The sequence below is a fragment of the Streptomyces sp. NPDC052023 genome (assembly GCF_044548465.1).
In the GTDB taxonomy this organism is placed as follows: Bacteria; Actinomycetota; Actinomycetes; order Streptomycetales; family Streptomycetaceae; genus Streptomyces.
In genome coordinates this window covers 176,866-202,264 of record NZ_JBIUBW010000010.1, presented here as the reverse complement: position 1 = coordinate 202,264, position 25,399 = coordinate 176,866, and the positions used below count along the sequence as shown (strand labels likewise).

At 71.1% G+C, this 25,399-nt stretch carries 24 protein-coding genes; 3 read left to right on the top strand and 21 right to left on the bottom strand.

Annotated elements, in window-relative coordinates; translation table 11 throughout:
* The 13 genes from ACIHCM_RS21610 to ACIHCM_RS21550 all read right to left on the bottom strand — a co-directional run bounded on the left by ACIHCM_RS21610 (window position 1) and on the right by ACIHCM_RS21550 (window position 8,553).
* Complete coding sequence (locus ACIHCM_RS21610) at window positions 1–363, bottom strand: YraN family protein (RefSeq protein ID WP_399898174.1); 363 nt, start codon at window positions 361–363, stop codon at window positions 1–3.
* Window positions 364–532: 169 nt separating this feature from the next.
* On the bottom strand, window positions 533–841 hold the full coding sequence (locus ACIHCM_RS21605; protein ID WP_003965949.1) for a DUF2469 domain-containing protein: 309 nt from the start codon (window positions 839–841) through the stop codon (window positions 533–535).
* 56 nt (window positions 842–897) lie between these two features.
* Window positions 898–1,419, bottom strand: a complete 522-nt coding sequence (locus ACIHCM_RS21600) for an NUDIX hydrolase (protein ID WP_399898172.1) — start codon at window positions 1,417–1,419, stop codon at window positions 898–900.
* Window positions 1,409–2,176 (bottom strand): signal peptidase I, encoded by a 768-nt coding sequence (gene lepB / locus ACIHCM_RS21595; RefSeq protein ID WP_399898170.1) that lies wholly within the window; start codon window positions 2,174–2,176, stop codon window positions 1,409–1,411. The genes ACIHCM_RS21600 and lepB (ACIHCM_RS21595) overlap by 11 nt, the downstream gene beginning before the upstream one ends.
* Window positions 2,177–2,300: 124 nt before the next feature.
* A complete protein-coding gene (lepB, locus tag ACIHCM_RS21590; RefSeq protein WP_399898168.1) occupies window positions 2,301–3,269 on the bottom strand; it encodes a signal peptidase I in 969 nt (322 codons plus the stop codon).
* Complete coding sequence (gene lepB, locus ACIHCM_RS21585; RefSeq protein WP_399898166.1) at window positions 3,157–4,251, bottom strand: signal peptidase I; 1,095 nt, start codon at window positions 4,249–4,251, stop codon at window positions 3,157–3,159. The genes lepB (ACIHCM_RS21590) and lepB (ACIHCM_RS21585) overlap by 113 nt, the downstream gene beginning before the upstream one ends.
* Complete coding sequence (gene lepB / locus ACIHCM_RS21580) at window positions 4,244–4,960, bottom strand: signal peptidase I (RefSeq protein WP_399898164.1); 717 nt, start codon at window positions 4,958–4,960, stop codon at window positions 4,244–4,246. Before lepB (ACIHCM_RS21580) ends, lepB (ACIHCM_RS21585) begins: the two co-directional genes overlap by 8 nt.
* A gap of 45 nt (window positions 4,961–5,005) precedes the next feature.
* A complete protein-coding gene (gene rplS / locus ACIHCM_RS21575) occupies window positions 5,006–5,356 on the bottom strand; it encodes a 50S ribosomal protein L19 (protein ID WP_393105904.1) in 351 nt (116 codons plus the stop codon).
* Window positions 5,357–5,491: 135 nt separating this feature from the next.
* Window positions 5,492–6,325, bottom strand: a complete 834-nt coding sequence (gene trmD, locus ACIHCM_RS21570) for a tRNA (guanosine(37)-N1)-methyltransferase TrmD (RefSeq protein ID WP_399898162.1) — start codon at window positions 6,323–6,325, stop codon at window positions 5,492–5,494.
* Entirely contained in the window at window positions 6,325–6,867 is a 543-nt protein-coding gene (gene rimM / locus ACIHCM_RS21565; protein ID WP_399898160.1) for a ribosome maturation factor RimM, read from the bottom strand. Before rimM ends, trmD begins: the two co-directional genes overlap by 1 nt.
* Window positions 6,868–6,953: 86 nt before the next feature.
* On the bottom strand, window positions 6,954–7,193 hold the full coding sequence (locus ACIHCM_RS21560; protein ID WP_003973401.1) for an RNA-binding protein: 240 nt from the start codon (window positions 7,191–7,193) through the stop codon (window positions 6,954–6,956).
* Between the two features lie 2 nt (window positions 7,194–7,195).
* Complete coding sequence (gene rpsP / locus ACIHCM_RS21555; protein WP_393105911.1) at window positions 7,196–7,621, bottom strand: 30S ribosomal protein S16; 426 nt, start codon at window positions 7,619–7,621, stop codon at window positions 7,196–7,198.
* A gap of 335 nt (window positions 7,622–7,956) precedes the next feature.
* On the bottom strand, window positions 7,957–8,553 hold the full coding sequence (locus tag ACIHCM_RS21550) for a hypothetical protein (RefSeq protein ID WP_365458061.1): 597 nt from the start codon (window positions 8,551–8,553) through the stop codon (window positions 7,957–7,959).
* A gap of 658 nt (window positions 8,554–9,211) precedes the next feature.
* Here ACIHCM_RS21550 and ACIHCM_RS21545 point away from each other — a divergent pair.
* Window positions 9,212–10,096: an SAM-dependent methyltransferase gene (locus tag ACIHCM_RS21545; RefSeq protein WP_399898157.1), complete on the top strand. Its 885-nt coding sequence runs from the start codon at window positions 9,212–9,214 to the stop codon at window positions 10,094–10,096.
* Window positions 10,097–10,446: 350 nt separating this feature from the next.
* Here the strand turns inward: ACIHCM_RS21545 and ftsH are convergent, their stop codons facing one another.
* From ftsH to ACIHCM_RS21515, 6 genes are all read right to left on the bottom strand, one after another.
* The gene (ftsH, locus tag ACIHCM_RS21540; RefSeq protein ID WP_399898155.1) at window positions 10,447–12,387 is read right to left on the bottom strand and encodes an ATP-dependent zinc metalloprotease FtsH; all 1,941 of its coding nucleotides are present in this window, start codon (window positions 12,385–12,387) and stop codon (window positions 10,447–10,449) included.
* Between the two features lie 91 nt (window positions 12,388–12,478).
* Entirely contained in the window at window positions 12,479–14,029 is a 1,551-nt protein-coding gene (gene ffh, locus ACIHCM_RS21535; RefSeq protein ID WP_399898153.1) for a signal recognition particle protein, read from the bottom strand.
* Window positions 14,030–14,144: 115 nt separating this feature from the next.
* On the bottom strand, window positions 14,145–16,586 hold the full coding sequence (locus ACIHCM_RS21530) for a [protein-PII] uridylyltransferase (protein ID WP_399898151.1): 2,442 nt from the start codon (window positions 16,584–16,586) through the stop codon (window positions 14,145–14,147).
* A 25-nt stretch (window positions 16,587–16,611) separates the two neighbouring features.
* Window positions 16,612–16,950, bottom strand: a complete 339-nt coding sequence (locus tag ACIHCM_RS21525; protein ID WP_393105922.1) for a P-II family nitrogen regulator — start codon at window positions 16,948–16,950, stop codon at window positions 16,612–16,614.
* The gene (locus tag ACIHCM_RS21520; RefSeq protein WP_399898149.1) at window positions 16,947–18,290 is read right to left on the bottom strand and encodes an ammonium transporter; all 1,344 of its coding nucleotides are present in this window, start codon (window positions 18,288–18,290) and stop codon (window positions 16,947–16,949) included. Before ACIHCM_RS21520 ends, ACIHCM_RS21525 begins: the two co-directional genes overlap by 4 nt.
* A gap of 351 nt (window positions 18,291–18,641) precedes the next feature.
* Window positions 18,642–20,117, bottom strand: coding sequence for a hypothetical protein (locus ACIHCM_RS21515; protein WP_399898147.1), 1,476 nt, complete (start codon window positions 20,115–20,117; stop codon window positions 18,642–18,644).
* A 444-nt stretch (window positions 20,118–20,561) separates the two neighbouring features.
* On the opposite strand from ACIHCM_RS21515, the gene ACIHCM_RS21510 reads away from it, so the two are divergent.
* Window positions 20,562–21,224, top strand: coding sequence for a bifunctional DNA primase/polymerase (locus ACIHCM_RS21510; protein WP_399898145.1), 663 nt, complete (start codon window positions 20,562–20,564; stop codon window positions 21,222–21,224).
* A 175-nt stretch (window positions 21,225–21,399) separates the two neighbouring features.
* Here ACIHCM_RS21510 and ftsY read toward each other — a convergent pair whose 3' ends face one another.
* Window positions 21,400–22,608, bottom strand: coding sequence for a signal recognition particle-docking protein FtsY (ftsY, locus tag ACIHCM_RS21505; RefSeq protein ID WP_399898143.1), 1,209 nt, complete (start codon window positions 22,606–22,608; stop codon window positions 21,400–21,402).
* Window positions 22,609–22,770: 162 nt separating this feature from the next.
* On the opposite strand from ftsY, the gene ACIHCM_RS21500 reads away from it, so the two are divergent.
* Window positions 22,771–23,742 carry an LLM class flavin-dependent oxidoreductase gene (locus ACIHCM_RS21500; RefSeq protein WP_399898141.1) on the top strand — a complete coding sequence of 324 codons (972 nt, stop codon included), beginning with the start codon at window positions 22,771–22,773 and terminating at the stop codon, window positions 23,740–23,742.
* A gap of 89 nt (window positions 23,743–23,831) precedes the next feature.
* Here ACIHCM_RS21500 and ACIHCM_RS21495 read toward each other — a convergent pair whose 3' ends face one another.
* Window positions 23,832–25,250 carry a sugar porter family MFS transporter gene (locus ACIHCM_RS21495; RefSeq protein WP_399898139.1) on the bottom strand — a complete coding sequence of 473 codons (1,419 nt, stop codon included), beginning with the start codon at window positions 25,248–25,250 and terminating at the stop codon, window positions 23,832–23,834.
* Window positions 25,251–25,399 lie beyond the last annotated feature (149 nt).

The window sequence follows — 25,399 nt, the reverse complement described above, 5'->3', positions numbered from 1 at the left end:
TCAGGCCACCCCTCGCGCGTGTTCGAGCACGGGCGCGCCGCGGTCGGGCAGGACGACGCCGATCAGGTCGATGCGGACGCCTCCCGGTGGTGCCCCGCCATGGGCGTGGAGCCACTGCTCGGCGAGGCCGCGCAGCCGCTCGGCCTTCTCCCGCCGGACGGCGGCCATCGGGTGCTGGAAGCGGCCGCCCCGGCGTGTCTTCACCTCGCAGACCACCAGGACGTCCCCGTCCCGCGCCAGGATGTCGATCTCGCCGGTCCTGCCGCAGCGCCAGTTGCGCTCCAGGACCGTCATACCGGTCGCCACCAGCCGTCGGGCGGCCAGTTCCTCGCCGTACCTGCCGAGTGCGTCTCGTGCGTTCATGTCGGCACCTCCTTGGGCGCCAACGCTCACGCATACCGCACCGCACAGTGGATCTTGGTGCGCTACTCAGCGGTTGTGGACAACTTCGTCACTCACACGGGCGACAAGAGGCAGGACAAGAGGGCAGCTCGAGAAGGCAGGACAAAAGGCCGGCGGGCCTGGCCGTTCATCACCCGCCCGGCAGTTCGAGGTCGCTCTTGTTCAGCTCCTCGATGTTCACATCCTTGAAGGTGAGGACACGCACCTGCTTCACGAACCGGGCCGGCCGGTACATGTCCCAGACCCAGGCGTCCGCCATGGACACCTCGAAGAACACCTCACCCTGGACCGAGTGCACCTGCATCTCGTAGTCGTTGGTCAGGTAGAAGCGCCGCTCGGTCTCGATCACGTATTTGAACAGACCGACGACATCGCGGTACTCCCGGTAGAGCTTGAGCTCCATCTCGGTCTCGTACTTTTCGAGGTCCTCGGCGCTCATGGCATGTTCCCCTTCAGCCGTGCGATCCCACCATTGTGCGCCAGTCCCGGGAGCCCCTAGACGATTTCCGTGTCAAGGTTCTCCGGCTTGGCGGGGGGACCCTCGTCGAGCAGCCTGCGCAGCAGCTCGGCGAGTCTGGTCGGATACACCGTCTCATGAGCCCGGGTCAGTTCCTCACAGGTCCACCACCGGGCCCCCACGACACTGCGTCGCTCCAGCTCGGTGAGGGCGACCGCCTGCGTCGCCGTCTGGGTGGTGCGGGCCAGGTAGTACCACTCGTCCTGGTCCCAGCGCCGCCCGGCGAACGGGAACGAGCACAGCCGCCGCCACAGCACCGGACCGAGCTGGACCTGCGTGATTCCGGTCTCCTCCGCGAGTTCCCGCAGAGCGGCCTCCTCACGGGTCTCCTCGCCCTCCAGTCCGCCGCCCGGCGTGAACCACCAGTCGTCCGCCGGATCGTCCGGTTCGTGGCCGTGCAGCAGCAGGATCCGGTCGTCGGGGTCAAGCAGCACGACCCGGGCCACCTTGCGCGCACGGGCGCCGTCGAGCTCGTACCCCTCCGTCGCCTCAGCGGGCACCGGCGGGCTCCGTCCTGGAGCGGGACCCCAGTCGCTTCGCGACCGGCCCGTACGCCCCGCCACCGAGCACCAGCACGGCTCCCGCCACGATCATGGCGGTGATCGTCCGCAGCGGGCCGGGCGAGGACAGGCCGCCGAGTGCCTCGAAGCCGGTGGGGCGCGGCAGCATGCCGTTCATCGGCCAGACGACGGCGTCCACCCGGGCGGAGACGTCCTCGCGAGCCACGGTGCCCCTCGCGGCGTCCGTGAGGTGGGCGGTCGAGTCGAGGGAGCCGTGCCGCTCGTCGCCGAGCAGGAAGAGCCGGCCGCCGGGCACCGTCACCGAGAAGTTCATGTCCACGGCCCGCTTGTCCTCGGAGGAGAGGTACGGCTCCTCGATCGCCTTGTCGTTCACGGTCAGCTTGCCGTCCCGGCAGCAGGCGACCCGGTCCCCGCCGACGGCCACCACGCGCTTGATCAACGGTGCGTCGCCCCAGGTCGCGTCCTTGAACACGACGACGTCACCGCGGCGGACCTCGGCACCGTCGACACGCTGCGCCAGCACCCGGTCACCCGGGTCGATGGTCGGCGTCATGGAGGAGGTGGGCACCGTGTACGGCAGATAGGCCACCGCTCCCCAGCCGAAGCCGCCCAGGAACAGCACAAGGCCCAGCGCGACCGCCAGCCCGGACAACCGCTGTCCGAGCCTGCCGCCCGCCGGGCCTCTGCTCGTTCCCCCGCTGTGCGGGGCCGTACGTGTCGCGCTCTCGCCGCCCATGGATCCGCACCCTACCCGGCGGTACCAGACCTGGTCAGCCCTTCGTCCCGCCCTGCCGGGCGACTCCACGAGGACTTCACGGAGGCCGGGCCTCGGGGGCGAGGGCCAGGAGGCGGGAGCTGGATCAGGCCGCCGGCCTGCGGCGGCGCCACAGGGCCACCGGCACGACACCGGCGAGGGCCAGCGCGTTCGGGGCGGTGGTCAGGGCCGCGGCGGCGGACGACCGGTCGTTCAGGCCGGGCTGGTCGAAGGTGTCCGGAACCGGCAGGGTGCCCCAGCGGTTGATCGGCCAGGCCTTCACGATGGCGCGCCCGACGACCTTGTCGACCGGGACCATGCCCTTGTGGGCGTCGCCCTGGTTGTAGCGCGAGTCCCGGGAGTTCTGCCGGTGGTCGCCCATGACCCAGATGAAGCCCTCGGGGATCTTCACCTTGAACTGGCCGCCCTGGTCGTCCTGGCTGCACGGCGTGTTGCCCGGGTAGACGTACGGCTCGTCCAGCGGCTTGCCGTTGACCTTCAGCGGCCCGGTGCCGTTGCACTCGACGGTGTCGCCGCCGACGCCGACGGCGCGCTTGATGAGGTCCTTCTCCTCGGCGGACGGCATCAGGCCGATCCAGCTGAGGAACGTCTGCAGGGCGTTCGGATCCGTCGTCGGCTCGCCCGCGAGCCAGTTGTCCGGGTCGTGGAAGACGACGACCTCACCGCGCTCGGGCTCGGAGCCGAACCACGGGGTCAGCTTGTCGACCAGGACCCGGTCGCCCTCCTGCAGGGTGTTCTGCATCGAGTCGGAGGGGATCGAGAACGCCTGTACCAGGAACGTCTTGATCAGCAGCGCCAGCACCAGCGCGATACCGATCAGGATCGGCAGCTCCTTCCAGAAGGAGCGGTGCTTCTTCTGGTGGGGGGTGGAGCCTGTCGGGCCCTGGTCCCCGGTCTGGCTCTGTTCGTCCGTCACCGTGCCGTCCTCGGCCTTCCGGCCATCATTCCCGGAGTTCACGGCGCGGCCCGCGGCTTGGGGGCCCGCTTCCACGGGGCGTCCGCGGTGCTCCTCGCCGTCGTGTCCGGACCGTGCGCCAACCGCCACATCCCCCACGCCAACTCCTCACTCTGTGCCGCCGCCTGCCCCACACACGACGCAGGCCCACCACTCCCATAACGAGCGGGAGTTCCGCAGGGGTCGGGAGGTGGATCGTTCCGTTCGGATCGTCGGAGGCAACCCTATGCGACGGCTGGGGGGCCGCGGTCGACCCGGCTGCCGCGTCGGACACGGAAGCAAAGGTTTTCGGTTCGTTCAGCGTGGTCCAGTGGCCCAGCGGCCAGGCGATGACGACGGCCCGGCCGACCACCTCGTCCTCGGAGACGGTGCCGCCGTAGGCGGTGTCCTGGTGGGAGCGGGAGTCCGCGGAGTTGGAGCGGTGGTCGCCCATCACCCACAGCCGGCCCTGCGGCACGGTGATGTCGAACGGCGTCGCGGACGGCTCGTTGCCCGGGTACAGGTAGTCCTCGTTCAGGGGAACACCGTTGACCGTGACCCGCCCCTGGGTGTCGCAGCACTGCACGCGGTCACCGCCGACGCCGACGACCCGCTTGATCAGGTCCTTCTCGTCCTCGGACGGCAGCAGGCCGATGAAGGTGAGGCCCTGCTTGACCTGCTTGACGACGACGGGGTCGTCCTGCTTCCGCGTGGGTTGCTCGTTCTGGAGCCAGCCACCGGGGTCCTTGAAGACCACGACGTCGCCGCGTTCCGGCTCGGTGCCGAACCACGGGGTGAGCTTGTCCACCAGGACCCGGTCGCCGATCTGGATCGTCTGCTCCATGGAACCCGACGGGATCACGAACGCCTGGACCAGGAACGTCTTCAGGACGAGGGCTATCAGCACGGCGACGCCGACGAGCAGCGGTATCTCCTTGACGGCCGACCGGCGCCGGCGCCGCTTGACCTTCCGCTGGAGCTTGCGACGCTCGGCGCGGCTGCGCCCGCCACCGGCCGGGGCGCTGGCGCGCCGGGTGCCGGTCGGGAGCAGGTTCTCGGCGGCGCTGACGGGCGCGCCGCGCGGCTTTCCGCGGTTACCCATGTCCACCGTCCGCCGCGGGCACGCGCGCGTAGGCGCCGGTTCGGTCCAGGTGGGTGGCATGGCCGAGGGGCCAGACGATCCAGTCGGCCCGCCCGATCACGTCCTCGACCGGGATCATTCCGCCGCCCGGAGAGCCGAGGTGGTCGCGGGAGTCGCTGGAGGCGCTGCGGTGGTCGCCGAGGACGAACAGGGTGCCCTCGGGCACGACGACGTCGAAGGGCACCGTGGAGGCGCTGTCGCCGGGGTACAGGAACGTCGACTCGTCGACGGACCGGCCGTTCACCTGGAGCCTCCCTTCCCTGTCGCAGCAGACCACGTGGTCTCCACCCACACCGGCGACGCGTTTGACGTAGTCGGCGTTCCCGAAGTATCCGGTGCCGTCGAACACGACCACGTCGCCCCGTCGCGGCTGAGCACCGAAACGGTACGCCAACTTATTTACGAGGACGCGGTCGCCGATCCTCAATTCCCGCTCCATGGATCCGCTCGGAATCCGGAACGGCTGTACCACGAAGGTGTTGAGCAGCAGCGCGAACACCAGGCAGACCAGCACGGACAGGGTGACCCGCCCGCCCGGGACCCACTCGGCGACCCGCGCCGCCAACGCGGAACGCGACCGGTCCTCCGGCCCCCCTGTGTCCGAGGTCTCCTCGGTTCGGGAAGGGCGGGAGGAGCGGTCGCGCTCCGTCGGCTGTGCTTCGGTGTCCATCGGGGCCAGATGCTATCCGGACCCGCCAGGAACTCCGGGAGGCGCTCAGTTCTCGCGCTTCTCCTTGATCTTCGCCGCCTTGCCGCGCAGGTCGCGCAGGTAGTACAGCTTGGCGCGGCGGACGTCACCCTTGGTGACGAGCTCGATCTTCTCCACGATCGGGGTGTGCACCGGGAAGGTGCGCTCGACGCCGACGGAGAAGGAGACCTTGCGGACCGTGAAGGTCTCGCGCACGCCGGCACCCTGGCGGCGGATCACCACGCCCTTGAACTGCTGCACACGGGAGCGGTTGCCCTCGATGACGCGGACGTGCACGTTGACGGTGTCACCCGGGCGGAAGGCGGGGACGTCGCTGCGCAGCGACGCGGAGTCGACGGTGTCGAGCAGGTGAGACATTGCGTCTGCTTTCCTCGCTGATGCCACAGGTCATCAACGGAAACTAGGTTTCTGGTTCGAGAGCCGTGCGGGTCGGGGCGGGCGTCGTGTCCCCCTGTGGCAGGGGCGCACGCCGGACGGGCGCACAACAGCGGCCTATTCTTCCACGCCCTCGGTCCTGCGCCAAAATCGTCCGTACGGCTCCCCCGCGGGGTCCGGTGCCCAGCCCAGGATGGAGAGCATCTCGCGGTCCTTCTTGTCGAAGGCCTTGGGATCGCAACTCTCGATCAGATCCGGACGGTTGGCCGTCGTGCGCCGCAGTGCCTCGTCGCGCCGCCAGCGGGCGATCTTGCCGTGGTGCCCGCTGAGGAGCACGTCCGGGATCCCGCGGTCCCGCCACTCGGGCGGCTTGGTGTAGACGGGCCCCTCCAGGAGGCCTGCCATGGCACCGGGCGCGAAGGAGTCGTCCCGGTGCGACTCGGCGTTGCCGAGGACGCCGGGCAGCAGCCGCGCCACGGCCTCGGTGACAACCAGTACGGCCGCCTCGCCGCCGGCGAGCACGTAGTCGCCGATGGACACCTCGTACACCGGCATCCGGGTGGCGTACTCGTCGACGACCCGCCGGTCGATGCCCTCGTACCGGGCCGGGGTGAAGATCAGCCAGGGGCGCTCGGAGAGCTCGACGGCGAGTTCCTGCGTGAAGGGGCGGCCGCTGGGCGTGGGGACGATCAGGGCCGGGCCGTGCGAGCCCGTCTCGTACCCGTCGGCGAGGACGGAGTCGAGGGCGTCGCCCCAGGGCCCGGTCTTCATGACCATGCCGGGTCCGCCGCCGTACGGCGTGTCGTCGACCGTGTGGTGACGGTCGTAGGTCCAGGTGCGCAGATCGTGCACGTGCACCTTCAGCTGCCCACGCGCGCGGGCCTTGCCGACCAGGGAGACGTTCAGCGGGTCGAGGTACTCGGGGAAGATCGTGACGACGTCGAGCCGCATCAGGACTCGTCCCTGGACGAGGCGATCTCCGCGCGGTCGTCGATGAGGCCGGGCGGCGGGTCGACGACGGCCCGCTGTTCCTCGAGGTCGATCTCGGTGACGATCTCCGCGACGAACGGGATCATGACCTCGCTGCCGTCCGGGCGCTCCACGATGAAGAGGTCCTGCGAGGGCAGGTGCGAGATCTCGGTGATCCGGCCGACCTCCACCCCGTCCGTCGTCACGACGTCGAGGTCCATCAGCTGGTGGTCGTAGTACTCGTCCTCGCCCTCGGGGAGTTCCTCCGGGTCGATCTCGGCGATCAGGAGCGTGTTGCGCAGGGCCTCGGCGGCGGAGCGGTCGCCCACGCCCTCGAATCGCAGCAGCAGACGGCCGCTGTGCACGCGGCCCGTCTCGATGGTCAGCGGCCCGGTGGAGGCCGGGTCGGTGGCCAGTACGGCGCCGGGGGCGAGCCTGAGTTCCGGCTCGTCGGTACGTACCTCGACGGTGACCTCGCCCTTGATGCCGTGGGCACGGCCGATCCGTGCGACTACCAGCTGCACTGTGCTTGTTCTCCTGTCGTACGACTACGGGCCGGGGACGGCCCGAGGGCCCTCCCCGGCCCGAGCCGGTGCTGCGCTGCCTTGTGTCAGCGGACGTGGTCCACGTCGACGAGGTCGACACGGACGCCGCGGCCGCCGATGGCGCCCACGACGGTGCGCAGGGCGCGTGCGGTGCGGCCGTTGCGGCCGATCACCTTTCCGAGGTCGTCGGGGTGCACCCGGACCTCCAGCACCCGCCCGCGGCGCAGGTTGCGCGAGGCGACCTGCACATCGTCAGGGTTGTCGACGATGCCCTTCACGAGGTGCTCGAGAGCCTCCTCGAGCATGCTCAGGCCTCGGTGGACTCAGCCGCGGACTCGGCCGGGGCCTCGTCCTTCTTGTCGGCCTTCTTCTTCTGGGTGATGGCCTCACCCTTGCCCTCGTCGTCACCGCCGAGAGCCTCGAAGGACGGACGCGCGGCCTTGGGCTCGGCGACGAGCAGCGGCGCCGGGGCGGGCTCGCCCTTGAACTTCTGCCAGTCGCCGGTCTTCTTCAGGATGGCGAGCACGGGCTCGGTCGGCTGGGCGCCGACACGGAGCCAGTACGCCACGCGCTCGGCGTCGACCTCGATCACCGACGGGTTGTACGTCGGGTGGTACTTGCCGATCTCCTCGATCGCACGGCCGTCACGGCGGGTGCGGGAGTCGGCGACGACGATGCGGTAGTGAGGCGAACGGATCTTGCCCAGACGCTTCAGCTTGATCTTGACTGCCACGGGAGTGGGTTCTCCTGGATTTGACGTGGTTGGGCACGGCGAGAAATGCCGCGTGGGGTTGCGGTACCCGAGTGCCCGATGGACGCGTCAGCCGGAGGAGAGAGGGGTCCTGTGCGGCTGTCGAGTACAGCTGACCATTCTGCCACACGCCGCCGGGCGCTTCGGACCAGGGTGCGCCAGGGCACACCGGAGCGGCACCCGGCGTTGCCACGACCGACGCCGGGTGCGTGACCCGCGGCACCACGTCCTGCCCGCCAGGCGTCGCGGGGCAGGGGGAAATGTGCCGGACAGGCGCTAAGGCTGGTGCCGCACGGCTGCCACGAACAGCCGTGCGCTCACCGTGCCCCCGCGCCCACCACTTCCGGGATCCGGAACGGCTTGCCGCAACCGCCGCACATGATCGGCGCCTGGGCCAGAACGGACGGGACGACCCGTACGTTGCGGCCGCAGTCGCACACCGCCTTGACCCGGACGCCGCCGCCGGAGGAGCCATGGCGGGCGGCCGGGCCGCGGAAGCTGCGGCTGGTGTCGGTGGTGGTGGCGGCGGTGTGTGCCTTCAGGGCGCGCTGGAGGCGCTCGATCGTCGGGCGGTACCGCCGCTTCGCCTCGGGGTTGAGCGTGACCAGCGAGAAGCCGCTGCTGGGATGCGGCTCCTCGGGGTGGTCCAGGCCCAGCTCCTCGGCGATCGCGAGGAATCTGCGGTTGTGGTATCGGCCGGCGCGGGAGGTGTCGCGGATTCCGCGCGCGGCGGCGATGCCGTGGACTGCCTCGTGAAGCAGCCGCTCGAAGGAGAGTTCGTGTCCGCAGGCGGACGACGACTCCCCGATCAGGGACTCGGGCGCGGCAAGGTCCGGCAGCTCGGGGTGGTACCGCTGAATGTCGGCCCACGCCTGTGCCAGCTCTGCGGCGAGAACAGGTGGTGTCGTGCTCACGTAATGAGAACGAGCCTGAGCCCCGCTGTGTTCCTATTCCGGGGCATCCCAAATAATTTGCACGTACCCGTCAGTTGCCGCTGATGCGTCCTGAGGAGGGCGGGTGCGCTGATCTGCGGAGAAGCCACACACCTCACTACAAGGTGGTACGTAGTCATACGTACGACCCGGCACGTAGAGCGCCACCGCCGTGACGGGGTACATGCGTCCGCGGGTGCGCAAGAGGCGTTTCGGCCGCCTCGTGTCCCGGCCCGGCCGGCGCGCGGTACGACCGCGACCCTACCCGGTGCGCCCCCCGGGTCCGCCACCGCCCCGTCCTTCCGCAACGGGACGGTGACCGGGCGGCGACCGGCGCTGTCGACCTTGGCCGGAACCCGGCGACCGCCCCGGCCCGCGACCCACGGTCATCGCCCACGGCAGGATCGCGCCACTCCCCGGTCCCCCGGACGGAGCAATTCCGTCGTGAGGAGGGACAGCAGCGTTGCCGGAATGTGAATTCTCGCCACTCACGGGGGCACGTCACAAGCGGGCCGCCGAGACCCCTGGACGCGGTCGCGGGCTCGGAGTTACCTGGCATACGGGGGGAGGCTGGGCGTACGCGACGGGGGCGACGAAAAACGGGTACAGCGGCAACTCGCTGCGGATTGGGGCGCTTTCGATGACACCTACGCTCGTGCGGCAGCACCTGCCTCACGCGGGACCCGCACCCCGCGTGGACCTGTGTGCACGCGCGCGTGACTGGTCGGAGATCCAGGAGCGGATGCTCGTACCGCTCTACGAGGCCGTCTACGAGCGACTGGACGTGGGACCCGGCACCCGGCTGCTGGGCCTCGGCTGCGGTTCGGGGCTCGCACTGCTGCTGGCGGCCGCCCGGGGCGCCGCCGTCACGGGTGTCGAGTCCTCCTCGCCCGAGAGACTGGCCCTGGCACGCGAGCGCCTGCTGCCCTCGGGGGCGGAGGCACCCCGCACGCGCGCGCGTACGGCGGATGCACGGCTCGTCGAGGGCGCCCCGGAGGACGCCGGCCCCGAGCAGGACGACGCCGCGCGGTCCACGGCGTACACGGTCGTCACCGCCTTCGAGCCCATCGGATGTCTCGCGGGTGACGCCGAGGGCCTCGGTGAGCTGCTCGCCGCGGCGACCCCGCTCGCCGCACGGGACGCTCCGGTCGTGCTGGCCGGATGGGGACCACCGGAGCGCTGCGCCACGTCCTCGGTGCTGCGGGTGGCGACCAAGCTCGCGGATCCGCTGCGGGGCGGCGGCAGCTGGCGCCCGGCGCTCCGCGACGACCTGGAGGAGGTCGCCCAGCGGGCCGGGCTGAGGCCGGACGGCTCGGGCCGGGTCGCCTGCCCGTTCGGGTACGCCGACGTGGACAGCGCGGCGCGCGGCCTGCTGTCGACCGGGCTGTTCGACGCGGCGCTCGCGGCGACCGATCAGGAGCAGGTGGGCAAGGAACTGGCCGAGGCACTGCACCAGCACCGCCGGCCGGACGGCACGGTGTGGATGCCGAACGTGTTCCGCTACCTGATCGCCCGCGTCCCCTGAGCGGGGCCGGGCACGCGGGCGGAGCCCGAGGACCGCGCCGGTGGCACCGGCGGCGCGGCGGCGGGTTCCAGGACCTGCCGTTGGGATCACACCGCGGCCGCGTGGTCACAGACACCCCTCACCGCCCGGCGACCCGGCCAAGACCGAGGACGCCGGTCTCCCGCACCCCTCACCGCCCTCGGCGCCCGGCGACCCGACCACAACCGAGGACGCCAGGTCTCCCACACCCCTCACCGCCCTCGGCGCCCGGCGACCCGACCACACCACGGGACCCCCGGCCACCCCCACCCCTCACCACGCTCGGCCCTCACCACGCTCGGCCCCGGCGCCCCGGCCCGGACGACAGACCCCTATGCCACCGTGTCGTCCTTGTCCAGCCGGGTGACCCCGGCGATCCGGTAGGCCTCCGTCTCCTCCAGCGTCTCCCGTTCCAGCAGCGCCTCCGTCAGCGCGTCCAGCCGGTGGCGGTTGTCGCGGAGTTTGCGGCAGGCCTCCTCGTAGCAGTCGTCGACGATCCGGCGCATCTCGGAGTCGATCACGTCGAGGGTCTGCGGGGCGGCGGAGAGGCCGTACGCCTGCTGGGCGTCGCTGGGCAGGGCGGACAGCCGGCCGACGCGCTCGCTCATCCCCCAGCGGGCCACCATCCCTCGCGCGATGCTCGTCACCTGTTCGAGGTCGCTCTCCGCGCCCGTGGTGACGACGCCGTAGACGACCTCCTCCGCCGCCATGCCGCCGAGGGCGCCGATGATGCGGCCGCGCAGATACTGCTCCGAGTGCGCGTACCGCTCGACCTCCGGGGTCGACATGGTCACGCCCAGGGCCCGGCCGCGCGGCACGATGGTGATCTTGCGGACGGGGTCGGCACCGGGCTGAAGCATGCCGAGGAGGGCGTGCCCACTCTCGTGGCAGGCGGTGCGACGGCGGTCCTCCTCGGGCATCACGAGAGTCCGTTCGGCTCCCAGCTGGACCTTCTCCAGCGCCTCGGACAGGTCCGCGGACGTCACCTGGTCCTGCTTGCGCTTGACCGCGAGCAGCGCACCCTCATTGGCGAGGTTGGCCAGATCCGCACCTGTCATGCCCGGTGTCGTACGGGCCAGCCGGGCCAGGTCCACGTCGTCGGCCAGAGGGATGTCGCGGGTGTGGATCCGCAGGATCGCCTCGCGTCCGGCGCGATCCGGCGGGGCGACGTTGACCACGCGGTCGAACCGGCCGGGCCGGGTCAGCGCGGGGTCCAGGATGTCGGCCCGGTTCGTGGCCGCTATGACGACCACGCCCTCCGAGCCGGAGAAGCCGTCCATCTCCGTCAGGATCTGGTTCAGGGTCTGCTCGCGCTCGTCGTGACCGCTCACCGACGCACCGGCGCCGCGCACCCGTCCGATGGTGTCGATCTCGTCGATGAAGATGATCGAGGGAGCCACCTTGCGGGCCTCGGCGAACAGCTCCCGGACGCGCGAGGCGCCGACACCGACGATCATCTCGATGAACTCGGACGCCGAGGCGGAGAAGAACGGCACGCCCGCCTCACCGGCCACAGCACGCGCCAGCAGGGTCTTTCCGGTGCCGGGCGAGCCCGCGAGCAGCACACCGCGCGGCATCTTCGCGCCCATGCTGCGGTAGGCGTCGGGGTGTTCCAGGAAGTCGACGACGTCGTCCAGCTCGCCCTTGACCTCGTCGATCCCGGCCACGTCGGCGAAGGTCGTACGGTGCCTGCCGGGCAGCAGCTCGACCGGCTTGGGCGGGGGCTTGCGTCCGAACATGCCGCCCATGCCGCCGCCCCGGCCGGAACCGAACCGCCGGACGATGAAGATCCACACGGCGACGATGACCACGATCGGGGCCAGCGAGATCAGCAGATTGGTGAGGAGGCTGCGCTGCACCACGACCGGCTGCGCGGTCACCGTGACGTTGCGGCTGCTCAGCTCCTGCCACAGGTCGTCCTCGGCGAAGGCGGGCCGCTGGGTCATGAACTTGGTGTAGTCGCCGCCGCCCTCGGGGTTGTCCCTGGCGCTCTTGAGCTCGCCCTGGATCGTGTCGCCCTTGGAGTAGATCCGCGAGACGTTGCCGGCGTCGACCTGGCGGCTGAACTCGGTGTAGGAGATCGTCGGCTCGCTGCCGGCGCCCAGGTAGTTCAGTCCCACGTAGGCCAGCAGGAACACGATCACCGCGGTGAGGAGCAGGCCCCACCACCGGCCGCGTATCCGGCGGCCGTCGGGCCGCTTGGGCGGCTCGTCCGGGGTGCCCTCGGTGCGCCACGGCTGGTCAGCCTTGCGTGGTGGCGCGGCATTGCTCATATCTGGACGTTACGGCACACAGCGGGCTACGGCATGCTCAGAGGGCGCCCCTTGCGGCGAAGGGGCGCCCTCTGCGTCGTACGGAACGGGCTCAGCCCATGAACTTCTTGAACTCGTCGGGAAGTTCGAAGTCCTGCGCGCCCTGCTGCGGGACCCCGAAGGCGTTGCCGCCCTGGGCGGCGGCCGCGCGGCGGGCGGCGGCCTCCTGCTCCTGCTGCTTGCGCTTCATCGGGTTCCCCGAGCGCTGCTTGCCCTTGGCCTTCTTCTGCTGCTTCTTCGCCCGGCCGGGGCCGCCGCCCATGCCCGGCATCCCCGGCATGCCCGGCATGCCGCCGCCCTGGGCCATCCGGGACATCATCTTGCGGGCCTCGAAGAACCGCTCGACCAGGTTCTTCACCGCGCTGACGTCGACACCGGAACCGCGGGCGATACGGGCGCGGCGCGAGCCGTTGATGATCGTCGGGTCCTGGCGCTCGCCCGGGGTCATCGACTTGATGATCGCGGCCGTGCGGTCGACGTCCCGCTCGTCGAGGTTCTGGATCTGGTCCTTGATCTGGCCCATACCGGGCAGCATGCCGAGCAGCTTGGAGATGCTGCCCATCTTCCTGACCTGCTCCATCTGGGCCAGGAAGTCGTCCAGGGTGAAGTCCTGGCCCTTCTTGGACGCCAGCTTGGAGGCCATCTTCTCGGCCTCTTCCTGGCTGAACGTCTTCTCCGCCTGCTCGATCAGGGTGAGCAGGTCACCCATGTCGAGGATGCGGGAAGCCATCCGGTCGGGGTGGAAGGCGTCGAAGTCGTCGAGCTTCTCGCCGTTCGAGGCGAACATGATCGGCTTGCCGGTGATCTGCCGGATCGACAGCGCCGCACCACCGCGGGCGTCACCGTCGAGCTTGGAGAGCACCACGCCGTCGAAGCCGACGCCGTCGCGGAACGCCTCGGCGGTGTTGACCGCGTCCTGACCGATCATCGCGTCGACGACGAACAGGATCTCGTCCGGCGAGACCGCGTCCCGGATGTCCGCGGCCTGCTGCATCATCTCCTGGTCGATGCCCAGGCGGCCGGCGGTGTCCACGATGACGATGTCGTGGACCTTGGACTTCGCGAAGTCGATGGAGTCCTTGGCGACCTTGACCGGGTCGCCGACGCCGTTGCCCGGCTCCGGCGCGTAGACGGCCACGCCCGCGCGCTCGGCGACGACGCTCAGCTGGTTCACGGCGTTCGGGCGCTGGAGGTCGGCGGCGACCAGCAGCGGCGAGTGGCCCTGCTCCTTGAGCCACCGGCCGAGCTTGCCCGCGAGGGTGGTCTTACCGGCACCCTGCAGACCCGCCAGCATGATCACGGTGGGCGGCTGCTTGGCGAAGCGCAGCCGCCGGGTCTCGCCGCCGAGGATCGTGACGAGCTCGTCGTTGACGATCTTCAGGACCTGCTGGGCCGGGTTCAGCGCCTTGGAGACCTCGGCGCCGAGCGCGCGCTCCTTGACGTTCTTGATGAAGCTCCGGACGACCGGCAGCGCCACGTCCGCTTCGAGGAGCGCGATCCGGATCTCGCGAGCCGTGGCGTCGATGTCCGCTTCACTGAGTCGCCCCTTGCCCCTGAGGGACTTGAAGGTGGCTGAGAGGCGGTCGGAAAGGGTATCGAACACGGCGGCGTCGGTCCTCGGCAGTAGGCGACAGTAGGGATCGCCCTCCAGGGTATCTGGCCCGCCAAGGGAATCGTCCTCGTCCAGCACATGAAGAGCACCACGAGCTACGCGGCGCTCACCCCCGCAGCATCTCCTCCAGCTTCCGTGCCACCGCCACCGCCTCCTCGCCCGGCAGGGGCGTGCCCTGCGGGCCTGTGACGTAGAACGCGTCGACCGCGTTCGCGCCCAGCGTCGACACGTGCGCGCTACGTACCCGCACGCCCGCGTCCTCCAGGGCCCGCCCGATACGGAACAGGAGCCCCGGCGCGTCCTGGGCGCGCACCTCGATCACCGTGGCGAGGCGGGACCCGGCCGAGGCGACGGTCACGCGCGGGGGCGGCGCGACGACGCCCCGGCGGCGCGGGTACGCGGCGTCGCGCTCGGCCAGGCGGCCGGCGATGTCGAGGGTTCCGTCCAGGGCGCGCACCAGGTCCGCACGCAGCCGGGCGGCCTGCGGCAGCGAGCCGTATTCGGCGGCCACCCGCCAGTCCAGCAGCAGCACCGAGCCCTCGACGCCGTCCGGCAGCCGAAGGGCCCGCAGCTCGGCCGTGCGCACGGCCAGCCGGTGCATCGCGAGGACACCGGAGACCGCGGGCAGCACCCCGGGCTGGTCCGGTACGGCGACGAGGAGCTCCACACCGAGCGGCTCCGGCCCGGACGCCTCCTCCGTGGGCGCCTCGGTCTGCGCCCGCAGCGCCAGCACGGGGCTGCCCGTGGCGACCGCCTCGATGGCGAGCCGCTCCTGCTCGGCGGTGGGCGCGGCGGCCTCCGGGTCGGCCGGGGTGTCCCCGGCGAGCACGGCCGAGACCCGCTTCACCAGGTCGGCGACGAGCGAACCGCGCCAGGACGACCAGGCGGCCGGCCCGGTGGCCAGCGCGTCGGCCTCGGTGAGCGCGTGCAGCAGCTCCAGCGTGCCCTGCGAGCCGACCGCCTCGGCGACGGAGCGCACGGTGGCCGGGTCGTCCAGGTCACGCCGGGTGGCGGTCTCGACGAGCAGCAGGTGATGGCGTACGAGCGTGGCGAGGACGGCCACGTCCGCGCGGTCGAAGCCGATCCGGCCCGCCACGTCGCGGGCGATGGTCTCGCCCGCCACCGAGTGGTCGCCCGGCCAGCCCTTGCCGATGTCGTGGAGCAGCGCGGCGACCAGCAGCAGGTCGGGGCGGTGGACACGGCGGGTGAACTCGGAGGCGCGGACGGCGGTCTCGATGAGGTGCCGGTCCACGGTCCAGAGGTGCACGGCGTTGCGCTGCGGCCGGCAGCGCACCCGCTCCCAGTCGGGGATGAGCCGGGTGATCATGCCCTCGGCCTCCAGCGCCTCCCAGACCTCGACGGTCGGGCGCCCGGAGCCGAGCAGCGTCACCAGCTGCTCGCGCGCCTCGGCGGGCCAGGGCATGGGCAGTGGGCGGGCACCGGCCGCCATGCGCCGTACGGCGTGCAGGGAGAGCGGCAGTCCGGCCTGCGCGGCGGCGGCCGCGGCGCGCAACGGGAGCACGGGGTCGCGGTCGGGACGGGCGGCTCGGGCGAGGACCACCTCGCCGTCCTGTTCCACCACGCCCTCGGCCAGCGGCGAACGCTCGGTGATCTGCTTCCCCCCGCCCAGCATGGAACGCAGCCGGGGCCGCACGGCCCGCGACCTCAGTACGCGCCCCACCTCACGCCAGGTGACATCGCTGGCGTACGAGACGAGCCGCGCCGCCTCGTACACCTGCCGCAGCAGGGTGTCGGCGTCGAGCAGCCCCAGCTCGGCCGCGACCTGGTCCTGTTCCTGCAGGGCGAGCCGGTCGGTGGCGCGGCCGGTGGCGAGATGCAGGGCGTCCCGGACGTCGAGCAGCCGGCGCCGGGCGTCGTCGAGGCCCTCACGCGGGGCGTCGGCCAGCCATGAGGCGGCGACGGCGCGCAGGGCGGTGGCGTCCCGCAGGCCACCGCGTGCCTCCTTGAGGTCGGGCTCCAGCAGGTACTGCAGCTCGCCCTGCCGTTCGGCGCGTTCGGCGCAGAGCTCCCGGAGCGCGGGGAGGCGTTTGGGCGCCTGGTTGCGCCAGTCGGCGAGGACCGCCGTCCGCAGGCCGGCGGTCAGGCCCAGGTCGCCCGCGATGTGGCGGGCGTCCAGCAGGCCGAGCTGGACCTTGAGGTCGTCCCCGGCCGCCTTGCGCGCCTCGGCCGGTGTGCGCACGGAGTGGTCGAGGGCCAGGCCCAGGTCCCAGACCGGGTACCAGAGGCGGTCGGCGAGGGCGGCGATCCCCGCGGGGTCGCCGCCGTCATGCAGCAGCAGGAGGTCCAGGTCGCTGCGCGGGGACAGCTCACCGCGGCCGTAACCGCCGACCGCGACGAGCGACACCCCTCGCAGTCCTCCGGCTCCCGCCTCGAACAGCCCTGTCAGCCAGTCGTCGGTGAGCTCGGCCAGGGCCGCACGGCGCGGCGGCCCGGACCGCGCCCCCTGAGTGAGGAGGCGCAGCCGGGCCGCCGCGTAGCCGCTGGGTCCCGACTCCTCCACGTCCGCATGTACGTCCGTACCCGTCACCCAGCGACTCCTGTTCTTCCGCGTGTCAGAGCGCGTCCGGGCCGCGCTCGCCGGTGCGCACCCGTACGGCGGTCTCGACCGGTACCGACCAGACCTTGCCGTCACCGATCTTGCCGGTGCGGGCCGCCTTCACCAGGACGTCGATGAGCTGCTCCGCGTCGTCGTCCTCGGCCAGCACCTCGATACGGATCTTGGGGACCAGGTCGACGGTGTACTCGGCACCCCGGTAGACCTCGGTGTGGCCCCGCTGGCGACCGTAGCCGCTCGCCTCGGTGACGGTCAGGCCGTGTACGCCGAACGCCTGGAGGGCTTCCTTGATCTCGTCGAGCCGGTGCGGCTTGACGACCGCGGTGATGAGCTTCATGCGTCCACCTTCTTGCTGGCAGTGTCGGCGACCGGGGCGGGGGCGGAGGCGGCGATGCGGGTGCCACCGCCGGCACCGCTGAAGTCGTATGCGGTCTCGGCGTGCTCGGCCTGGTCGATGCCGGCCACCTCGTCGTCCTCGGAGACCCGCATGCCGATCGTCTTGTCGATCAGGAAGGCGAGGACCGCGGAGACGACCAGAGAGTAGGCGAGGACCGCGAAGACACCGGCACACTGCTTCCAGAACTGGTCCAGGCCACCGCCGTAGAACAGCCCCTCGACCTCGGACTGGCCCTTGCCGCTGGCGAAGAAGCCGATCAGCAGGGAGCCGGCGACACCGCCGACCAGGTGGACGCCGACGACGTCCAGGGAGTCGTCGTAGCCGAACTTGTACTTCAGGCCGACGGCCATGGCGCACAGCAGACCGGCGATGGCGCCGACCGCGATCGCGCCGAGCGGGTCGACCGCGCCTCCGGCCGGGGTGATGGCGACCAGACCGGCGACCGCGCCGGAGGCCGCGCCCAGCGTGGTGAAGGCGCCGTGCCGCAGCTTCTCGTAGATCAGCCAGGCCAGCATGGCGGCGGCGGTGGCGATCTGGGTGTTGACGAACATCAGCGCGCCGACGCCGTCGTCGTTGCCGAGCCAGGAACCGGCGTTGAAGCCGAACCAGCCGAACCACAGCAGGCCGGCGCCCAGCATCACCAGGGGCAGGCTGTGCGGACGCATCGGGTCCCGCTTGAATCCGATGCGCTTGCCGATCACCAGGATGACGCCGAGGGCCGCGGCACCGGCGTTGATGTGGACCGCCGTACCGCCGGCGAAGTCGATCACACCCAGCTCGAAGGCCCAGCCGCCGGCACCCCAGACCCAGTGGGCGACGGGGAAGTACACGACCGTGGCCCACAGGGTGATGAACAGCGCCCATGCCGTGAACTTCACGCGGTCCGCGAGGGCGCCGCTGATCAGCGCGGGCGTGATGATCGCGAACATCAGCTGGAAGACGGCGAAGACGTAGACCGGGATGGTGTAGCCGTCCCACAGGTCGCCGATGCCGATCCCCGTGAAGCCGACGTAGTCGGAGCTCCAGCCGATGATGCTGCCGGAATCCGTACCGAACGCCATGGAGAAGCCGTACAGCACCCACAGGATGGTAACGATTCCCAGGCTGATGAAGCTCATCATCAGCATGTTCAGGGTGCTTTTGACGCGGACCATGCCTCCGTAGAAGAAGGCCAGGGCCGGGGTCATGAGCATCACCAGGGCGGAACAGATGAGCATGAAGCCTGTGTTCGCGGACGACAGCGTGGGTGCGTCCGCCGCAAGCGTGATGGCTGGAGCCATCGGCGTCTCCTCGTCGTTGGATACGGCCCCGTGCGGGCGAAGCCTTGAGCGGGCATGAGGGGTGGGCCGGTTATGCGCCACGACATTGGCGCAGTGCCGTTTCGGTCGAGGCCCCTCGTTGTTTCGCCGGGGTGACGAAGGCGCCGGGCGTGTTACGCGTCGATGAACTGCCTGCTACCGGGCCGCGCGATCGTTATCGTGGCGCAACCTTCCCCGGTGCTTTTCCCACGGGGAGAGGACGGGGGAAAAGGACCGGCCGCGGCGGCCTTCCGATGACCTGGCATGGGGGAGCCGAGTCGGGCAGTTCGGGAGGGCCGGCCGCGGCCGGGGTCAGGGGTTACGGCGCTGTGCTCAGACCGCCTCGGCGGTCTCCCGCAGCTCGATCGCGAGCTTGTCGGTGAGGTCCACGACCTCGGCGACATCGCCGAAGTCACGGGCCGCGGTGTCGACGGTCTTTCGGATACGAGTGTTGACACGCTCGGAACGGACGTTCTTGGCCACCGTCATCGCCTGGCCGGCCAGGGCGGCGCTCTGTTCGGGCTCCCGCTGGAGCAGATGCACGGAGGCCATACCGATGAGGTTGAGCGCGTACGACCGCTGGTGCTCGGTGTCCTGCGCGAACAGCTCCACGGCCCGCCGCATCAGCGGCTCGGCCATGGAGGCGTAGGCAGGGCTGCGGCCGGCGACGTAGGCGAGGTCCCGGAACGAGTGACTGTTCTCGGCGAACAGCTCGGCCTCGGAAAAGAAGCGGATCCAGTCCGGATCCGGCTCGTCCCAGTCCTCGGCGTCGGTGAAGGTGTCCTCGGCCATCCGCACGGCCCGCTTGCACTTGCCGGGCTGGCCCATGTTGGCGTACGCGCGGGCCTCCATCGCATACAGCATCGCCTGGGTGCGCGGGCTCGCGCAGTCCCTGCTGCCGTACTGCGCCAGGTGGATCAGCTCCAGCGCGTCGTCGGGCCGCCCCAGGTGGATCATCTGACGGCTCATGCTGGACAGGACGTACGAGCCGAGGGGCCGGTCGCCGGCCTCCTTGGCGGCGTGCAGCGCGAGCACGAAGTACTTCTGCGCGGTGGGCTGGAGCCCCACGTCGTACGACATCCAGCCGGCCAGCTCGGCCAGTTCGGCGGCGACCTTGAACAACTTCCGGGTGGTGGCCTCGGGCTGGGGCTCCTGGAGCAGGTCGGTGACCTCGTGCAGCTGTCCGACGACCGCCTTGCGGCGCAGACCGCCGCCGCACTGTGCGTCCCACTGCCGGAACATCACCGTGGTGGACTCCAGCAGGTCCAGCTCCGGCTTGGACAGCCGCCCCCGCGACCGGGTGGACGGCACCGAGGAGGGCTCAGGACGGGGGGAGGGCGGCGCGGGGACGAGCCAGCGCTGCATCGGCTCGATCAGGGCCGGCCCGGCGGACAGGGCCAGCGAGGTGCCGAGGAAGCCCCGGCGGGCGAGCATCAGGTCGCTGCGCGAGAACTCGCCGAGCAGCGCCACCGTTTGAGGGCCCGTCCAGGGCAGGTCCACGCCGTGGGCGGAGGGCGACTGGCGGGCGGCGCGCAGACCGAGGTCCTCGATGGAGACGACGCAGCCGAAGCGCTCGGAGAACAGCTCCGACAGGATCCTGGGGATCGGCTCGCGCGGGTTCTCGCCGTCCAGCCAGCGGCGGACGCGTGAGGTGTCGGTGGAGATGTGGTTGGCGCCCAACTGGCGCGCCCTGCGGTTCACTTGGCGCGCAAGCTCGCCCTTCGACCAGCCGCTGCGCACGAACCACGAGCCCAACAGCTCGTTCGGGCGCTTCTCAGCGTTCGTCCCGTCTCCGCCGTTGTCGCCCACTGGAACGCCCCCAACCCTCGGATCGCCTGCCACCAACTGCGCCAAGCCCTATCAGAATGCCCGTCAGTCCGGGCGCCCGTCCGGCAGTTCCCACTCTTCGGACGAGTCACCCGCTTGCCTCCGGCATACCCACCGGTGCATGTGCCCCGGTTGCCGTGCACACACGGTAATCCTACGATCACCCGCCCGGCCACGGCGATCCCGGAAACGCCACCATTCGCCACCCCTTCGAATGAACTACCGGTCGCCTGCGCGCGATTCACTTGACATAGGCCGGACGGAAGTGGGCGGACGGATGCACGCAGGGGCGTGCACACCAGAACACACCACCCGGCGCGCTTCCGGAAGCCGTCTGGACCGCACGGCAACGGGAAGCCGGAAACGGAGAGTCACGTTCTGATTCCGTCTCGTAACCACCGGTGCGTCGGACCCGTTGGAGGGGGCATGGGCTTCACGATCGGCAGCAGCCGGAGCATGCGCGACATCCGGTCCGGCTCGCGCCGCCGCGGCCGCACGTCGGAGTGCACCGCCGTGGCCGAGTACACCGGACTCTGGGGCTGGGACGTCGTCCCGGGCGCACGGGCCGCCGCGGGCGCCTGCTCCTGCGGGCGCGGCGACTGCCGGGCGCCGGGCGCGCATCCGCTGGACTTCGCGCCGGAGGTGCCGGCCGGGGCGACGCTGGACGAGGTGTCCGACTCCTGGGCGGAGTTCCCGGGCGCGGCGGTGATGCTGCCGGTCGGACGGGCGTTCGACGTGATCGAGGTGGCCGAGCCCGCGGGGCGGCGCGCCCTGGTCCGGCTCGAACGCATGGGCCTCCCCCTCGGCCCGGTCACCGCCACCCCCGACGGCCGCGCCCACTTCCTCGTCGCCCCCGGCTCCGCGCCCGAGCTGCCCGCGCTGCTGTACCGCATGGGCTGGGACGACCCGCATCTCGACCTGCGCGGCCTCGGCCCCGGTACGCACATCACGGCCCCGCCCTCCGACCGCGCCGGCCTCGGCCCGGTCCGCTGGCTGCGCCCGCCCGACCTGGACTCCGCCCGGAAGCCGCCGGCGGCCCGGTTGCTGCTGGGGACGCTGGCCTACGTGGCGCACCGGTCACGGGCGTAGCCGCAGACGGCGGTCCGGCGGGCAGCCCCCGTACCCGGCGGCCGCGCACGGCACCCCGGCGACGGCGGTACCCCTGCGCGACGCCCGGACGGACAGCACCCGTGCACGACGAAGCGCCCGCCCCCGGTGACAGCTCGGGGCGGGCGCTTCCTGGTGTACGGATGTCCGGGGGTGCTCACTCTCCGATAAGCGCATCCACGAACGCCTCCGGCTCGAACGGCGCCAGATCGTCGGCGCCCTCGCCGAGACCGATCAGCTTGACCGGGACCCCGAGCTCACGCTGCACGGCGACGACGATGCCGCCCTTGGCGGTGCCGTCCAGCTTGGTGAGGACGATGCCGGTGATGTCGACGACCTCGGCGAAGACCCGGGCCTGGACGAGGCCGTTCTGGCCGGTGGTGGCGTCCAGGACGAGCAGCACCTCGTCCAGCGGCGCGTGCTTCTCGACGACGCGCTTGACCTTGCCGAGCTCGTCCATGAGGCCGGTCTTCGTGTGCAGCCGTCCGGCGGTGTCGATGAGCACCACGTCGGCGCCCATCTCCTTGCCCTCCTTGACGGCGTCGAACGCGACGGAGGCGGGGTCGCCGCCCTCCGGACCGCGCACGGTGTACGCGCCGACCCGCTCGCCCCAGGTCTGGAGCTGGTCCGCGGCAGCGGCACGGAAGGTGTCGGCGGCGCCCAGCACGACGCTGCGGCCGTCGGCCACCAGGACGCGGGCGAGCTTGCCGGTGGTGGTGGTCTTGCCGGTGCCGTTGACGCCGACGACCATCACGATGCCGGGCTTGGTGGTCTCGGGCTCGGTCTTCACGACCCGGTCGAAGTCGGTGCCGACCAGGGTGAGCAGTTCCTCGCGCAGCAGGCCGCGCAGCTCCGCGGGGGTGCGGGTGCCGAGCACCTTCACCCGCTCGCGCAGCCGTTCGACCAGCTCCTGGGTGGGCTGCACACCGACGTCGGCGGTGAGCAGGGTGTCCTCGATCTCCTCCCAGGTCTCCTCGTCGAGGTGCTCGCGCGACAGCAGCGTGAGCAGCCCCTTGCCGAGGGCGTTCTGGGAGCGGGACAGACGGGTGCGGAGGCGGACGAGCCGCCCCGCGGTGGGCTCCGGGATCTCGATCTCGGTCGGGGGGAGCTCGACGACGGGCGGCTCCTCGACGGCGACCGGGGCCGAGCCGTCCGGGAGATCCACCTCCTCTATCGTGCGGCGCGGCTCGTCCCGCGGCGTCTCGGCCTCGTCGCCGACGTGCGGCTCGGCCGGAGGTGCGGTGATGTCGGGCGTCGTGGGCGGCGGCGGGGGCAGCGGCTTCCTGCGCCGGCTGCCGATGACGAGCCCGCCGATCGCGCCGATCACGACCACGGCGATGACTACAGCAAGGATGACGATTTCCATAACCCGTCCAGTATCAGCCATGGGGCTCCTGCGGCCCAGTTTGTGCGTTCGTCCAAATGACCGATGGCCCCGGTGGCCGCGCCGGGCCCCCTGCATCTGGTGACCTGACGTCCCGTCAGCTACCGTCCCTCCTCCACACCCGCCCCGGCGAAGGGGGTCCCCATGCCCGTCTCGGTCGTCCGTTTCAACCTCGTCGAACCCGGCGCCACCCCCGCCTCCCTGCACGCCCGCTACCGGACGGCCCTGGAGATGGCCGCGTACGCCGACGACCAGGGGATCGCCACCGTCCAGACGGAGGAGCACCACGGGGTGCCGGACAACTGGCTGCCCTCGCCGTTCACGTTCGCCGGAGCGGTGCTCGGGGCCACCCGCCGGCTCGCGGTGACCGTCTCGGCGGTCATCGGGCCGCTGCACGACCCGCTGCGGCTGGCCGAGGACATCGCCGTACTGGACCTGCTGAGCGGGGGGCGGCTGGTGACGGTCGCCGGGATCGGCTACCGGCCGCAGGAGTACGAGCTGTTCGGCGTGGACTGGGCGCGGCGCGGGCGGTTGCAGGACGAACTGCTGGAGACGGTACTGAGGGCCTGGACCGGGGAGGAGTTCACCTACCGGGGGCGGACGGTGCGGGTCACGCCGCGCCCGTACTCCGACCCGCATCCGCTTCTCCTGGTCGGCGGCTCCTCCCGGGCCGCGGCCCGCCGGGCGGCCCGTCTCGGCCTGCCCTTCTTCCCCAGCGCGCACCTGCCCGAGCTGGAGGCGTACTACAAGGAGCGCCTGGTGGAGTACGGCACCGAGGGCTGGACCATGATGCCCGCAGCCGAGACCCCACTGCTGCACCTCGCCGAGGATCCGGACCGGACGTGGGCGCGGTACGGCGGGCACTTCCTGCACGAGGCGCGTACGTACGCCTCCTGGCAGACGGCCGGCATCCGCTCAGCGGTACGGTCGGCGGCCACGACGGTGGAGGAGCTGCGCGCCGAGGGCGTCTACCGGGTGCTCACGCCGGACGAGTGCGTGGCGCAGGGCCTCGGCAACCTCGTACTGCATCCGCTGGCCGGCGGGATGCCGCTGGAGGAGGGCTGGCGCAGCCTGCGGCTGTTCTGCGAAAACGTGCTGCCCCGGCTCAAGGACTGAGCCGGGGCGGCACGTCTCTCACGAGACGAGGAGAAGGGCAGCGGGGACTTGGCCCGTCTCCTCGGGATCGAGGGCCTCGGGGGTGAGGCTCAGCCCATCTCCTCCAGCGACTTGCCCTTCGTCTCCTTCACGAACTTCAGGACGAACGGGATGGAGAGCGCCGCGAAGACGGTGTAGATCACGTAGGTCGCGGAGAGGTTCCAGTCGGCCAGCGACGGGAAGCTCGCGGTGATGGCCCAGTTGGCGATCCACTGCGCGGCGGCGGCCACGCCCAGGGCGGCGGCGCGGATCCGGTTGGGGAACATCTCACCGAGCATGACCCAGACGACCACACCCCACGACAGGGCGAAGAAGAGGACGAACACGTGGGCGGCGATCAGCGCGACCCAGCCCTGGGTCTCGGGGAGCCGTCCGTCGACGAGGTCGAAGGAGAACGCCCAGGCCTCCAGCGCGAGACCGATCACCATGCCGACCGAGCCGATGATCGCGAGCGGCCGGCGGCCGATGCGGTCGACGAAGATCATCGCGATGACGGTGCCGACGATGTTGATGATCGACGTCGTGAAGGAGTAGAAGAACGAGTCCGCCGGGTCCACGCCGACCGACTGCCACAGCGTCGAGGAGTAGTAGAAGGCGACGTTGATGCCGACGAACTGCTGGAAGACCGACAGGCCGATACCGATCCAGACGATCGGCTTGAAGAAGAAGCTGCCGCCGAGCAGGTCCTTGAAGGACGACTTGTGCTCGCTCTTCATCGCCTGCTCGATCTCGGCGACGCGATCGTCGAGGTCGATCTCGCGGCCCTCGACCTCGGCGAGGATCGCTCGGGCGCGCTCGCGCTTGCCGACGGAGAGCAGGTAGCGCGGGGACTCGGGGATGGCGAAGGAGAGCAGGCCGTAGAGGACGGCCGGGACGACCATGACGCCGAGCATCAGCTGCCAGGCCTCCAGACCCAGCAGCTCACCGCGCTGGTCGCCGTCGGCGGCGTTCAGGATGCCCCAGTTGACCAGCTGCGAGACGGCGATGCCGACCACGATCGCGGCCTGCTGGAAGGAGCCGAGGCGGCCGCGGTACGCCGGCGGGGCGACCTCGGCGATGTAGGCCGGGCCGATCACGGAGGCCATGCCGATGGCGAAGCCGCCGATGACGCGCCAGAAGGCGAGGTCGTACAGCGAGAAGGGCAGCGCGGAGCCGACGGCGCTCACGGTGAACAGCACCGCGGCGATCTGCATGCACCGGATACGGCCGATGCGGTCGGCGATCCGGCCCGCCGTCGCGGCGCCGACGGCACAGCCGATCAGCGCGACGGCGATGACCTGCGCCAGCGCCGCCGAGCCGATGTCGTAGCGGTCCCGGATGGCCTCGACGGCGCCGTTGATCACGGAGCTGTCGTAGCCGAAGAGGAAGCCACCCATCGCGGCGGCCGCCGCGATGAAGATGACGTGCCCGAGGTGTTCGGGCTGAGCCGTCCTGGCTCCTGACGGGGGTGCCTGCGGTGTGCTGGTCACGTGTACTCCTCGGGCCACCGGCAGCGCTGCCGGAGTGGGGGGGTAGCCCTCGCAGGTGGCGAAACCTGAAGGTAAAAACAACGTTGCAGAGACTATGCCTTCAAGTTTCGAAGTCAATAGGGTGATGTTAAGAAATCTCACCGCGCGAG